The following is a 13,706-nucleotide window of genomic DNA, read 5'->3' on the forward strand; positions in this document are numbered from 1 at the left end:
CGCTTCATCAACGCTCCTTAACGTGGATTCGACTTTTTATATAACGCTTGAGAGGGATTTCTGTTTACATCGTTGAGTAATTTTTTAGGATTATTTTTGATGGCGAACAAGACTGCGTTTTGACACAACCTCTGCCAAATCGTTATCGACCATCGTCGATACAGGGCGATATTGTTGTACGCTGTAAATGCACTGTGGATGACCTGCTAAATCGCCAAATGAGTGTGAGATTGAGTATGCGCAGCAGCTCTCTAATTCCTGCTGTCACTGATCAACAGCATTTCGTGGTCATCACAATCACCAGAATTAACCACCAAATCCCCATAGACCGTCGCTCACTCTGAATGCACGGATTGTTTTACGCGGTTTCCTCCCTCGGGGCTTGTCCGACACCTGCCTGCAGGGATTGCTGTTGCTTGGGCGAGCTTCAGTGGTGGGCAGATGACTGACAACCCTTAACGCGAAGCGACGATCACACCAAAATCATGAACGGCCCCTTCTGCACATTGCTCCCATTCCTAAGTCAAAGACAGTAATTGAAAAATTGAAATATAGCAACTTTATTGTCTGTAAATCCCATATGTCCCGTAACTCACTTCAGCCGCGAATATAAGGCTGGAAGTGGGGGTATATATTAAAACCACTAAAAATACAGCCTTTCATTCCAAAAAACAGCTTAAACAAGAAACTACCGCTCAACCCCAAAGCGCTCCACAACAAATTCAATAAACGTAGTGAGCTTAGGAGTCGGTTGCCGATCACGCGGATAAATCAAATGCATAGGCCGAGGAATCGGGATGAATTCTTCTAATATCGGTATCAACCGCCCACGCTGAATGTCATCAGCCAGTACGATTTCAGCTTGCATCATGATGCCAACGCCAGCCAAAGCGGCCTGCTTCAAAGCCTGCCCGTTGTTAGAACGAAAGCGACTCGCAGGCAGCGTTGCCGCAGCGTCAGGCTGATTCAATCGCCAGCGTACATGACGTCGCCAATGCAGAAAATCCAGACATTGATGTTGTGCCAGATCGTCTGGCGTTTTAGGAGTACCAAAACGTTCCAAGTAGGCAGCTGAAGCGCAAATAACCATTTTATAAGGACGCAATGGCCGCGCGATCATGGCAGAATCGTCCAGCTGACCAATCCGCACGGCTGCATCAAGCCCCTCTTCCACTACATCGGACAAGCGATTACTCAGCTCCAAATCCATACTCACATCAGGATATTGTTCTAAGTAGGTTGCCATCGCCGGTGCTAAGCATTCACTGCCAAATGCTACCGGTGCGGAGACTTTTAGCGTTCCGCGCGCAGTGGCTCGCATCGCTTCGGCTCCGGACTCGGCGATGCTAACTTGTGCCAGAATCTGGCGACATTGCTCGCAATACAGTTCGCCGATTTCAGTCAGGCTTTGCCGGCGCGTGGTTCTATTCAATAGCCGTGCTCCTAATCGCTGCTCAAGGTCGGCAATGTATTTACCGACCATGACGGTTGACATATCGAATGCCCGGGCAACGGCACTAAAACTGCCAGCGTCGACCACGCCGACAAACACTTCCATGCTGCGTAATTTATCCATTGATTAATAATCACAGGTTAATAATGTTCTAAATAATAGTGTATTTATCTCAAATTTGAATAGAACTATACTTCGACATGTTCTTTCCCAACCACTTATTTTTAATCAAGTCACTATGCTAAAAATTCTCGGTAAGTCTTCATCGATTAACGTACGTAAGGTGTTGTGGACCTGTGCAGAAATCGGCATTCCCTATGATCTGGAACAATGGGGAGCGGGCGCACAGGCAACCAACACACCGTACTTCCTGAGCCTGAATCCTAATGGCATGGTGCCGGTTATCCAGGACGGCCCAGCTACCCTTTGGGAATCGAATTCCATCTGTCGCTATCTGGCTGGCAAGCATCAGCGTGTGGATCTGCTGCCTGCTGAACCACTAGCTAGAGCACAGGTTGAAAAATGGATGGATTGGCAGGCAACCGAGTTAAATAACGCCTGGCGCTATGCCTTCATGGCCTTGGTTCGTCGCAGTGCCGCGCATGAAGACCCGGCGGCTATCACGGCGAGCGTGTTGGCATGGAATCGGCACATGGCAATTCTTGACGCACAACTCGCCAACACCGGGGCCTATGCCAACGGAGCGACGTTTACGCTGGCCGATATTGTGCTGGGGCTTTCCGTACATCGCTGGATGGCTGCGCCGATTGAGCGTCCGCAGTTGTCGGCAGTGGACATTTATTATGCGCGGTTGAGTGAGCGGGACGGATTTATGCAGCATGGAAGAAATGGGCTTCCGTAATTGATGCGTAGCTTGAGCTCCCTTCCCTTGTAAATTCGAAAGCATGCAATGCCATTAGCGACCTGGATCACCTTTTTATTTGTTTCACTCGCAGCGACCTTTAGTCCTGGGCCGGGTGTATTGCTGGCGATATCAACCTCCGTCACATTGGGCGCACGCCGCACACTGTATAGCTCAGCGGGAAATGCGCTGGGCGTATTTATAGTAGCCACCGTTGCCATCACCGGTTTGGGTCTGCTTCTGCAAACGTCGACAATGGCATTTAGCGTATTAAAAATAATCGGTGCCGGATATTTGATTTACCTTGGAGTTCGGCAATGGCGCAGCAAGGCCGCTGCAGCTCAGCCCAAAACAACTACAGCTATTGCCAGTACCCGCAGCAAAGTATTTCTGCATGGCCTGCTAGTTGCCTTGACTAATCCCAAGGCTATTCTGTTCTTTACGGCCATCTTCCCGCAGTTCATCCAAACAAGTCATCCCGACCCGGTGCGCTTCCTGTTGCTAACATCAACCTTTGTGGTTTGTGTAGTGACTTCGCACCTGTTCTACATCACACTTGCCACGCGCATGGGAAGTAGCATTATTGGGACCAATGGGATGATGGGCACAACGCGTATGCGCTACCTTAATCGTGCCAGTGGTTTGATATTTATTGGCCTTGGGTGCGCCGTGTTAACAATAACTTCGCACTAACCTCGCAATAATCTCGAACTAACCTCACGCCAACCTCACACTAACTTCACCCTGACTAAGGATGCACAACAATGGCACACAACATTCTCAATATCGCGGCATTTTCTGACGGCGAACAAGGTGGGAATCCAGCGGGCGTCTGGATCGGTACGGAACTTCCGGACGAAGCAACAATGCAACGCATTGCACACGAAGTCGGATTTTCCGAAACAGTGTTTGCAGCGTCTGCTGGCAATGGATGGCGTGTACGGTATTTCTCGCCGGAATCTGAAGTGCCATTTTGCGGCCATGCGACCATTGCCCTGGGCGCGGCATTGGCATTAGCTCACGGCGACGGGCTATTTGAACTCACGTTAAACCACGCAAATATTACTGTTGAAGGCAAACGACAGGGCTCTCTTATCGCCGCTGCTTTGCAATCCCCAACAACGCATAGCGAGGCTGTCAGCGACGCATTGCTGGCCGATGCTTTAGCGCTATTTGGATTGCAGCATAACGACTTGGACCCAAGGATCGCACCCGCCATTATTCATGGAGGCGCTAAGCATCTGGTTCTGAGTCTAAAAGATAGGGAAACATTACGGGCGATGCATTACGATCTTGATGCAGGGAGACGACTGATGAATGGCGCTGGTATGGCCACGATTCTGTTGGCATTTGCAGAAACAAACCAGTTATTCCACACCCGCAATCCGTTTGCGTCCGGCGGAGTGTATGAAGATCCGGCAACTGGCGCTGCCACGGCGGCATTCGCCGGCTATTTGCGGGATATACATTGGCCCCACCAAGGAAAAATCAACATCATTCAAGGTGAGGATATGGGCTGCCGGTCACTCTTGCAGGCCGAGATTACCTCGCAAATTGGCGCTTCAATTCGCGTCTCTGGCAGCGCTCGAATCATGGCTAACTAGTTAAGCAACAGGCAGCATACTAATGAGTGAAAGCTGGGAAGTAGCCGCAAACGCTTTTTGTGCTGCCTGATAAGTAAACTGCTCTTCCGATAACTGGCTAATAACTTGGGCGTAATTGGCGTCTTGCAGGTTACTGATTGTCGTTTGATAAGCTAAATCTACAGTCGTACCGACACTATTTAAAGAAGTAATCTGCTGCATCGAATTACCCAGTTGATCGCGCACATCCAGCACATTATTCAAGGAGGCAGAAATACTGGTATTTGCCTGGGCAACACTATTAGCTAAATTGGTTTGGTCCGCAGCGGTGACGGTGGGTTTATTCAGCGCCGTCATGATATTGGTCAAGGCTTGAAAAATATTTTGATTACCGGGTTGCACTGCAAACTGATCGCCTGCAACAGGCACACCTGTTGGCCCCGCGCCGTTGGTAACATTAAATTGAACACCGCCGATAGTGATCGGCGCACCGCTGGTATACACGTTGTTAGTTGAAATCGCTGCGCCAGTACTTGTGTCGGTGACGTTATAGGCGGTTGGCGACGTAAATGTGACTGAATAATTATCATCCGTAACCAAGGCCGCATTGGTTACCGTACCTGAAGAAATGGTCGCCGTTGAGACATTCGCCGCATTCGGGATACCAAAATAAGCGTTGGGAGAAACCTGGATATTTCCAAAAATAGAGCTGCCAACCACGGTCACAGGAAGCTGTTGGGAAGAGTCAACCTGTAGCATCTGGGTTTCTTGATTGCCATTGTATTGACCACCGTTACTCGTCACAGTATAAGGTTGCACGCCTGATGTGCTTCCTGAAAACATGTAATTACCATTCGAGTCAGTCGAATTTGCCAAATTCATCAGCTGACTTATACCGCTCTGAAACTGTTGTGCGACTGTGGCACGATCAGACGGAGCCAAGCTACCATTACCGGCTTCAACAACAAGACTCTCCAAACTTTGCATCATGTTGGTGACGCCCGACAATACGCCATCGGAAGTGCTTAATGCATTCGTCGCATTTTGTCGATTCACGCCAAACTGAGTGTTCACCGCACTAGCCTGTCCAGCCACCAACACTTGTGCAGCGGCCGCTGGGTCGACAGAAGGCGAAGTTAAGGAAATGCCCGAATCCACTTCATTAATGGATGTCGCAATGGCCGCTTGCATGTTATTAAAATTAGTTACGGCATTTTGGTAAAGGCTACTGGTACTGATACGCATGATGTCACCTGCTAAGCTATGATCCGTTCAAACTCAAAAGAGTAGAGAAATTTTGGCTGGCAACTTGTATCACCTTGCCGCAGGCCTCATAGACCTGCTGGTACTGTAATAAATTAACTGTTTCCTGATCTAAATTAACACCGGAAACTGACTGCTGTTGCTGCTGCGCTGCCGTCAATAAATTGGTTTCAGTGGTTCCGGTGGTCGTCAATTGACTCGTCGTGTTGCCGACCGAATTCACCATTTGCGCATAAGCTCCCTGATACGTCGTAGTGCCGTTATTCATTGTATTTTGTGTCAACAGCGCGTTCATCAACAACACGTTGCGGTTGTCGCCTTTACCGTTGGTATTCGGGCCGACGGTGTAGGTGTCGCCGTTGGCTGGGATTCCTGACAACCCGACTGCCATATTATTAAATGTCATGCTCATACCCGATGTATAGGGGATGGGCGTGCCAGCCACATAACCGGCATAGGTAGTTGAAACGCCATTCACAGTCGTCACCACGGTTGAACCAACGGGGAAACCGCTTAGTGAATTTGTTAATGCGGCATAGGTCAGCGTAATGGGCGGAGCAACTGCGGCAGGTGTATAGCCGGTTGTCACAGAACCTGGTGTCATCACGCCGGTACCTGTATTGGTTGTGGCAGAACTGGTCGCAATCGGCGCAGCGGAGGCTATTTGAGTCGGGTCCGTGGTTGCTAGGCCAAAGCCGGCAGCACCGCCGAATGTGGGGGAAACTAAAACACTATCTCCCGCCGCCATCGCACCGGAAGTGAGCGTGTAAGTAACGCCGTCAATCACATTGACACCCGCTGTCGGGACCGCTGGAAACGCGGCAAAAGTCGATTTGACCGTATTAGTTGTGGTGTCGGTGATGCTGTAATTGCCGCCATTGTAAGTAAGGCTGTAGTTATCGGCAGTTAAGGCACTTGGGTTGGTAATTGCGGCCGAGATGACCGCATTACCTGTATTACCGGTATTCGCATTGACTACTGGCGACGCAACGGTAAACAACGCCTGTCCCATGGTGCCGTTTATGGTCTGGCCTAGTTCGTTTTGTGCGTTTAAATTAGATCCTAAAACGATAGCAACCTGGCCTAAGGCATTTTGTATCGGTTCCAACGAGTTAGTCCTGAAAGCAAACAAACCACCCAAGGTCCCTCCCGGCAAACTGCTTTCACCGATTGGCACTGCATTACCGTTAATGGTGTAGGCCACTTCCAAATTAGCAGGATTAGCCGCAGATGGTACGGTCTGGAGTGTACTCGCGGTTGCGCCAACCACTAACGGTTGCCCGTTACCGATGAAAACATTGTATTGATTGCCAACCGGTACGACGGTTACTTGTGTTTCTTTACTCAGGCTATTCACCAGAGCGTCACGCTGGTCGAGCAGCGCATTTGGCGGTTGATTATTGGCAGTTCCATAAGCGACTTGAATTGCGGAATTCACCGTCGCCAATTGCTGCGCATCGGTATTGATGGTATTGACTTCGTCAGATATTTGCGAATTAACGTTACTACTACTTTGACTTAATTCCGTTTGCAATGATTGGAATTGCGCCACCAGTGTTTGCGCGCCAGACATGGCAGTTTGCAGTGAAGCGACGCCTGCAGGGTTAGAGGATAAATTTTGTAACGATGAAAAAAAGGATTGCAGCACCGGCGATAATCCCGCGCTTGGGTTGGCAATCATATTATCAATCGGGGTAATCTGGTTTGAATAGCTGGTTATCTGACTTGAGGCAGATTGCGTGGTATTAATTTGCTGAGCAAGTAAGGCGTTAAAATCCCGTGTAATAGTATCAACCTGTGTACCCTGCCCCAGGAATCCAAAACTAAAACCCTGCTCTGGCGAAGTCGCCTGTTGCGTTACTTCCTGGTTATAGCCAGGCGTATTCGCATTACTAATATTTTGACCAGTGGTGGCAATGCCTATCTCTGCCGCCTGCAGACCGCTGGTTCCTATTTGTAAAATATTGACGCCCATAACCTACTCGCTTTAAAAATTCTTACTTTAAATGTTCGTTTTTAAATTCGCGCATTTAAATCCCTTCAACGGCTCACCGTACTTCCATATCGACCAGTTTCAAGAAAACTTGAATTACGTGGATGAAGTTTTGGCAATAACACTCATTAATTTGTTTGCATACTCAGGATCACTGGCATATCCGGCCTTTTGTAAACCTTGTGCGAAACCATAAGCATCTTTGGCATTCGCCAATACATTTTTATAACGTTGATTCCCTTGAAGTAGATTTGCATAATCATTAAACGCTTCACCATAGTTGTTATAACAGCGAAATTTCTCTACTTTTTGAGTTGCAACGCCATTGCAATATTCAGTTGTGACTGCTGTTACCACCTTACCAGTCCAATTTTTTCCGGCTTTAATGCCAAATAAGTTATGGCTAGGCTGCCCGTTCGTGGTGGCGATTTCATGCTTACCCCAGCCACTTTCCAATGCCGCCTGACCCAACATAAAGTTGGCAGGTATGCCCGTCGCCTGACTGGCTTGCTGCGCGTAGCCTGATAATTTATGCTGAAAGGCCTGAACCTGTGCTTGAGAATTACTCAAGCCGGGTGATGCTGCTTTAAGGCTTTGCGCATGCTGGGTAATGGAGGTTGGATCTGCCTCAGAGGTTGGGACAGGGTTAGCCACGGAGGTGGAATGCTTAGAGGTATATTGCAACGCTGCGTTATTCAGCATTTGCTTTTCTAGCACCGCCGCCAAACCAAGGCCGCGTGCCGCAATTTTTTGACTAAGCTGCTCGTCCAGCATGGAAGTAAACATTTTGCTTTGTTCAGTATCAAATGGTCCGTCTTGCGGCATTGCTTTACGCATGCTTTTTAACATCATGCCAACAAACAAAGCTTCAAACTGTTTAGCTGCCGCCTTCACGCCTGCGGGTGAATTTTGATTGGTAGCGCGACGCAAGTCGTTTAAGCTATTTGCGTCAACAGCTAATTTTTCGGTTCCGTCGATTGGCGTAGTCATGGCACAAGCTCCGTTAAATGATTTCTAGCTCAGCACGCAATGCGCCTGACACCTTCATCGCTTGAAGTATCGCTAATAAATCTTGCGGTGTAGCGCCGATTGAGTTCAACGCTTTCACCACTTCAGCTAACGACACGCCTGCTTTTACCAACACGACCAAACCTGGTTCTTTTTTAATTTCAATATCGGCTTTTTCAGTCACTTCGGTTTTACCCGCAGCTAATGCATTTGGCTGACTGACTTTAGATTCGGCATTAATGATCACTTGCAAATTGCCATGCGCCACAGCGCAACTGTCTAACGTTACCGCCTGATTCATGACTATCGAACCCGTTCTGGCATTCAAAATAACTTTGGCGGCCATTTGTGCGGGGTTCACGTCAAGGCTCTCCAGGTCGCCAATAAATGCAACCCGCGAGTCTGCGTCAATTGGTGCGCGAACTTTAATCACCCGGCTATCTAAAGCCATGGCAGTTTCGGCACCAAAGCGTTGATTCAACACATTAACTATCCGGGTAGCTGTTGAGAAATCGGAGGTATTTAATTCAAGATGAATCATTTCCCCACTGCCCAAGGTACTAGGTACGGCACGTTCGACCGTTGCACCGGCCGAAATTCGCCCGACACTGAGATGATTAATTTGCGCTTTACTACCAGCCGCTGCAGCACCAACACCCCCAACCAGTACGTTACCTTGCGCCATGGCGTACACCTTATTATCAGCACCTTTTAACGGGGTCATAAGCAAGGTGCCGCCGCTTAAACTTTTAGCGTTACCCATTGATGACACCGTCACATCGAGCAATTGGCCAGGTTGGGCAAAGGCAGGCAGGCTAGCTGTCACCATGACCGCAGCAATATTTTTTAACTGCAAACTCGTGCCGGGCGGGAGCGACACACCTAACTGTTGCATCATGCTGATAATACTTTGGGTGGTAAATGGTGTTTGGGTGGTTTGGTCACCGCTGCCATCCAAACCTGCCACTAAGCCATAACCAATTAATTGATTTTCACGTACGCCGCGTATGCTTGCCAAATCTTTAATTCGTTCCGCATGCGTTTCCCCGCTTATAAAAATAAGTAGTATCAACATCCAGAATTGTGCGGGCAGCTTCATCACATCCTCATGGCATCACAGTGGAATAAAACTTAAGAAAAACCGGTCTAAAATCGACATCAATTCAGAACTATCTAAATGCGCATTAGTACGATATTCAAATTTTGCATTGGCAACTTGGGTAGAGGACACGATATTGCCCGCGGCAATAGTGGTCGGTGAAATCACACCGGAAAAACGGACATATTCGGTATCACGATCAAACGCGAGCTTCTTCTCGCCGCTCACTTTAAAATTCCCATTCGGCAGAACTTCGGTGATGGTGACCGCAATCGTTCCTGAAAAAGTATTCCCAAAATTATCGCCACCTTTTTCCGTCAAGCTATTACCGGTAGTGGTCCCTAAAGATAATTTGGCAGTTTTTGCCGCAGTCGCGCCAAATAAATTCGGTGCGGCATAACTGGTTGCCGATGTTTTGCTGGTGGTATTCCCTGTGGTAGTAGTGCTACTGGTATTTTCTGCAATCGTAATGATGATGCTGTCCCCGACCATCCGTGCTCGCACATCTTCAAACAATGGCTGGTAATTGCTAGCTTGGAAAATAGCGCCCGGATTACCTTTGTCATGAGGCGCTTCTGGCAATGGCCGCGCCGACATCGGCTGGTCAATGATGGGCTTGGGGGTTATGGCACAACCCACTAAACTGCACACGACACCGAGTAAAACACTGCACATTTTCCACTGTGTTTTTCCGGGTTTATTCAAATAAGTTTGCCGCATAATGACACCTGCCTCTATCACACTACCAATCTAACTTTGTGCCATTGTTACCAAGCGCTGCAACATTTGATTAGAGGTAGTAATGGCTTGACTATTCATTTCATAAGAACGTTGCGTCTGTATCATATTCACCAACTCGGTTGCCACATTCACGTTCGAGCCTTCAACATAGTTTTGCATCAACGTCCCAGAACCGTTAAGGCCTGGCACGGTAGTATTCGCATTACCTGAAGATCCGGTTTCCAAATACAGGTTTTCGCCAATAGAATCCAAACCAGCCGGATTCACAAACGTAGCTAATTGCAATGCACCAATCTGTACCGGCAATTGCGAATTCGGCTGGGTAATCGTCACCACGCCGTCGCTGCCAATTGTTAATGAAGTGGCAGTGGCAGGAATTGTTAATGCTGGCTGGATTGGATAGCCACTGGCAGTCACCAATTGACCTTGATTATCTAGCTGAAATGAGCCGTCACGCGTATAGGCGGTTGAGCCATCGGGCATCAGCACTTGAAAAAAACCATTACCATTAATCGCCACATCTTGCGCATTACCGGTCATCTGCGGATTACCTTGTGTAAAAATACGTTCCGTGGCAATTGGGCGTACTCCCAACCCCACTTGCAAGCCGCTTGGCAGCTGCGTTTGCTGGGTACTTTGCGCACCAGGTTGCCGTATGGTCTGGTATAACAAATCTTCAAAAATGACTCGGGTACCTTTAAAACCAGTTGTACTGACGTTCGCCAAATTATTCGCAATCACATCCATCGAAGTTTGCTGTGCATCCATCCCCGTTTTAGCGATCCACAATGAGCGTATCATTTTATTCTCCGGTTATTTCACAACGACAGAATCAAACTTATTTTTACTTAACTTCTCTCACTATTTTTAGCTCAACGCCATTATCGTGCTTGCTTTTGCGTCGTCAGTCTGGGCGTCTGTCAGCAACTGAATGTGCATATCAAACATCCGTGCCAACGTAATCATATTAACTAGTGATTCGACAGGGTTAACATTGCTATTCTCTATTGACCCACTGAGTACCGTCACATTGATATCAGCGTCAGCAACTGTCCCATCTTTGGCCCGGAACAATCCGTCATCGCCACGCACCAATGTATTTTCAGGTGGATTAACTAATTTCAATTGCCCGACTATCGTGCCATTTGCCACTTTATTTCCAATTGGGATACTTGAAATGGTACCGTCTTTAGAAATGGTGATTGTTTCGTCCGGGGGAAGCGTTATCGCTCCAGAGTCACTCAATACATTTAACCCGCGTTGCGTTTGCAGCACGCCATTTTGATCCGTTTTTAAACTACCAGCCCGCGTGTAGGCTTCCTTACCATTGGCATCTTCCACCACCAACCAACCATGCCCCTGTACCGATACATCTAAGGTGCGATCCGTTGTATGCGTAACGCCCTGATCAAAATTGGTTGCCACCGTTGCGTCCACCACAAAAGTTTGCACTGGCAAATCGGTGCTCAGCACCGGCACCGCACGAAATGAATCCAATTGCGCCCGAAAACCATCGGTGCTGATATTGGCCAGGTTATGCGATACCGTATCCATTTGAGCCATCGTATGCTTACCGCTGGTCATGGCTGTGTAGATTAATTTATCCATACCAATTATCTAAGAGTGACTAATGTTTGAATAATCTGATCTTCCGTTTTAATCGTTTGCGCATTGGCTTGATAATCCTGCTGCGCCGTAATCATGTTAACCAGCTCTGAGGTTAAATCCGTGGTTGAATCTTCAACCGCATCTGACTGTAATGTACCTAAACTACCTGAGCCCGGTGTCCCCAACAGAGGAACTCCTGAGGTTGGTGAGGCCAACCACAAATTATTTCCTATTGATTTTAATCCACTCGGATTCACAAAATTATCCAGCACAATCTGGCCTAAAGTCTGTGTTTGTCCGTTTGAATAAGTGCCAGTAATAACGCCATCAGCGCCGGCACTAAACTGCGTTAGCTGACCTGACGCAAAACCATCTTGCGTCTGCGAATTAACGCCGGAAGAAACGCCGTATTGGGTTGTGCCGGTATATGAAATGGTAACTACTTGTGGTGTGGTAGCACCATTCGCCAGTGGAATAGTTAGTGGAACACTAAACGGTGGCGCTGTTACCGGCGTGGTCGTTGCGGGGTCTAATGTACCGGCACTGTTAAACGACAACGTAGCTACCGAAACTGGAGCAGCCGGCGGTGTATAGCCAATTGGCTTCCCATCCACGGTCGCAAAGACACTCCACTGATCTTCAACAGACGGAGCAACGATGCCGTTATTAACGTAGTAAGTCTGGAGTGCGTGACTGTTTCCCAAACTATCGTAGACAGTCACTGAAGTTGAGTAGGTGTAGGTAGCTGGCTTGGTAGAATCAAACCCGGCAGACAACAATACCGGGGAACTAGAATTCAGGTTTAACTCAGTACCTACTGTCGCCGTTATTTTCGGTGGTAAATTCGCTGAATTGATCACTATATTGGTCGTTACGCCGGTATTTAACACGCCGTTTGCGTTGGCGTTATAGCCTTGTAGATTGGCTCCGGAAGAGGTAACAATTGCACCATTCTCATTGAGTTGAAACTCCCCGCTGCGGGTATAACCGATCGACCCATTAGTGCTGACCTGAAAAAACCCATTACCATCAATCGCAATATCTAAGGGATTACTATCTGTTGATATCGTACCCTGGGTAAATTGTTGGCTGACATCCGATGCTGAAACACCGATCCCCACTGCTGAAGCACCACCGCCGCCCAATGAGTTTGCATAGACATCGGCAAATTCTATGTTGGATTCCTTAAACCCTACGGTGCTGGAATTGGCAATATTATTACCAATTACATCCAACTGCGTGGAGGCGGCTTGCAAGCCGCTTAGTCCCTGATCAAAAGCCATGATATTTCCCCTGTCTTATTGCCCGTATTGACGAATTTAGTTAATTTACTTTGTTAATTTACTTAGCCAACCTACACACTAAATTCATTCAAAGAATTTGTAATACACTAGAAAAACTGGTGGTTCCAATGGTGGGGATATTTAACTGCGCACCAGAAGCTCCTGCTGATACCGATGACACCATGCCAACTGACAAGCCGGTCGCTGTGACTGGCGTGGCACCATTATTAGCAGTAAGGGTAAAAGTATATTGACCGTCCGGTGCCGTTGTGCCAGTGGTGGTCGTTCCATTCCAAGGTATTGCCGAAACACCGCTAGGCATACTGCCCAAATTCATGGTGTCAACTACAGCACCTGCTGCATTCGTGATGGTCGCTTTCACATTGGTAGCGGCTGAACTTAAGTTCACACCAAACTGCCCGGCGCCTGAACTCAAGGTAACGGCATTACCTGGCACCACCACGCTTTTACCGATTAAATTAGCGGCCTGCATAGTTTGCGACGATTGAAAATTAGCCATTAGACTAGTCAACGTAGTATTCAATTGACTGACGCCTGTTACGGTCGACAATTGCGCCATTTGGCTAGTCACTTGCGCATTGTCCATCGGGTTAAGCGGGTCTTGATTTTTCATTTGGGTGATTAACATCGTCATGAAATTATTTTGCAAAGTTGCCGCACTTTCAGTCCCGGATGATGACGCAGCAGTGCTATTGGTACTTGAACTGGTGCTTGAAGAAGAAGTCGGATTCATCGTTGACAGCAAAGCTGGTGAAACCGAATTTATTGTGGTAGCCATAACAACTCCTAATC

The 13,706-nt window shown here is 48.0% G+C and carries 13 protein-coding genes; 3 read left to right on the forward strand and 10 right to left on the reverse strand.

What is annotated here, in order from left to right; genetic code table 11:
* Positions 1-688: 688 nt before the first annotated feature.
* A complete protein-coding gene (locus tag S2091_RS16855) occupies positions 689-1,576 on the reverse strand; it encodes a LysR family transcriptional regulator (protein WP_105533125.1) in 888 nt (295 codons plus the stop codon).
* Between the two features lie 115 nt (positions 1,577-1,691).
* On the opposite strand from S2091_RS16855, the gene S2091_RS16860 reads away from it, so the two are divergent.
* From S2091_RS16860 to S2091_RS16870, 3 genes are all read left to right on the forward strand, one after another.
* Entirely contained in the window at positions 1,692-2,315 is a 624-nt protein-coding gene (locus tag S2091_RS16860) for a glutathione S-transferase family protein (protein ID WP_105533126.1), read from the forward strand.
* A 48-nt stretch (positions 2,316-2,363) separates the two neighbouring features.
* Positions 2,364-3,008 carry a LysE family translocator gene (locus S2091_RS16865; RefSeq protein ID WP_105533127.1) on the forward strand — a complete coding sequence of 215 codons (645 nt, stop codon included), beginning with the start codon at positions 2,364-2,366 and terminating at the stop codon, positions 3,006-3,008.
* A gap of 71 nt (positions 3,009-3,079) precedes the next feature.
* Positions 3,080-3,919, forward strand: coding sequence for a PhzF family phenazine biosynthesis protein (locus tag S2091_RS16870; RefSeq protein WP_105533128.1), 840 nt, complete (start codon positions 3,080-3,082; stop codon positions 3,917-3,919).
* On the opposite strand, the gene flgL is transcribed toward S2091_RS16870, so the two are convergent.
* The 9 genes from flgL to S2091_RS16915 all read right to left on the reverse strand — a co-directional run bounded on the left by flgL (position 3,920) and on the right by S2091_RS16915 (position 13,692).
* Positions 3,920-5,143, reverse strand: a complete 1,224-nt coding sequence (flgL, locus tag S2091_RS16875; protein WP_105533129.1) for a flagellar hook-associated protein FlgL — start codon at positions 5,141-5,143, stop codon at positions 3,920-3,922.
* A 16-nt stretch (positions 5,144-5,159) separates the two neighbouring features.
* A complete protein-coding gene (flgK, locus tag S2091_RS16880; protein ID WP_105533130.1) occupies positions 5,160-7,136 on the reverse strand; it encodes a flagellar hook-associated protein FlgK in 1,977 nt (658 codons plus the stop codon).
* A 114-nt stretch (positions 7,137-7,250) separates the two neighbouring features.
* The gene (gene flgJ / locus S2091_RS16885; protein WP_105533131.1) at positions 7,251-8,144 is read right to left on the reverse strand and encodes a flagellar assembly peptidoglycan hydrolase FlgJ; all 894 of its coding nucleotides are present in this window, start codon (positions 8,142-8,144) and stop codon (positions 7,251-7,253) included.
* Positions 8,145-8,157: 13 nt separating this feature from the next.
* A complete protein-coding gene (locus S2091_RS16890; protein WP_243405473.1) occupies positions 8,158-9,237 on the reverse strand; it encodes a flagellar basal body P-ring protein FlgI in 1,080 nt (359 codons plus the stop codon).
* Positions 9,238-9,276: 39 nt separating this feature from the next.
* A complete protein-coding gene (locus S2091_RS16895; RefSeq protein ID WP_243405466.1) occupies positions 9,277-9,981 on the reverse strand; it encodes a flagellar basal body L-ring protein FlgH in 705 nt (234 codons plus the stop codon).
* A gap of 30 nt (positions 9,982-10,011) precedes the next feature.
* A complete protein-coding gene (flgG, locus tag S2091_RS16900) occupies positions 10,012-10,803 on the reverse strand; it encodes a flagellar basal-body rod protein FlgG (protein ID WP_105533133.1) in 792 nt (263 codons plus the stop codon).
* Positions 10,804-10,869: 66 nt separating this feature from the next.
* Positions 10,870-11,610: a flagellar basal body rod protein FlgF gene (locus S2091_RS16905; RefSeq protein WP_105533134.1), complete on the reverse strand. Its 741-nt coding sequence runs from the start codon at positions 11,608-11,610 to the stop codon at positions 10,870-10,872.
* Positions 11,611-11,615: 5 nt separating this feature from the next.
* Positions 11,616-12,893 (reverse strand): flagellar hook protein FlgE, encoded by a 1,278-nt coding sequence (gene flgE, locus S2091_RS16910; protein ID WP_105533135.1) that lies wholly within the window; start codon positions 12,891-12,893, stop codon positions 11,616-11,618.
* Between the two features lie 88 nt (positions 12,894-12,981).
* Positions 12,982-13,692, reverse strand: a complete 711-nt coding sequence (locus S2091_RS16915) for a flagellar hook assembly protein FlgD (protein WP_243405467.1) — start codon at positions 13,690-13,692, stop codon at positions 12,982-12,984.
* Positions 13,693-13,706: the final 14 nt, after the last annotated feature.

Source organism: Solimicrobium silvestre (genome assembly GCF_002976435.1).
Lineage (GTDB): Bacteria > Pseudomonadota > Gammaproteobacteria > Burkholderiales > Burkholderiaceae_D > Solimicrobium > Solimicrobium silvestre.